Source organism: Neobacillus niacini, from assembly GCF_023715415.1.
Lineage (GTDB): Bacteria > Bacillota > Bacilli > Bacillales > Cytobacillaceae > Neobacillus > Neobacillus niacini_C.
The window spans coordinates 1-448 of the sequence record NZ_JAMBOB010000058.1; the positions used below are offsets into that span (position 1 = coordinate 1).

Annotated in this window: 1 protein-coding gene; it reads left to right on the forward strand. The window is 35.3% G+C overall.

The annotated features are described in order from the left end of the window. The first annotated feature begins 17 nt into the window (after positions 1-17). Positions 18-293: a group II intron maturase-specific domain-containing protein gene (locus tag M3189_RS27260; protein ID WP_353057499.1), complete on the forward strand. Its 276-nt coding sequence runs from the start codon at positions 18-20 to the stop codon at positions 291-293. Positions 294-448: the final 155 nt, after the last annotated feature.

Genomic DNA, 448 nt, shown 5'->3' on the forward strand with positions numbered 1-448 from the left:
GGGGAAGGTACTTCGGCATTGGCTATTCAAAGAAACTATTTCAAAACTTGGACTCATGGATTCGAAGAAGATTACGGATGATTCAGCTGAGAAGTTGGAGAAAAATAAGAAAACTCCATAGGGAACTTAGAAGAAGGAATTGGGAGGGAGAACTTCCGCAACTAGTAATGACTAGATGGAAAAATTCAATGACCCTACATGCACATTTTGCAATTCCTAATGAAAGATTTCGCGAAATAAAACTTGTATTTCTTTTGGACATTTATAATGAACTACATCCCCAACGGGGATAAAGTGGAGGAGCCGTATGCGATGACCCGCACGTGAGTCTGTCTAACAATTATTTATAATTTTATAAAGTACTAAAAAAATCATGAATATTTATGACAAAAATAATTAAAATCACAAAAGTCATTAAAAAAGGGGGACAAATCCCCCTTTAATTTAC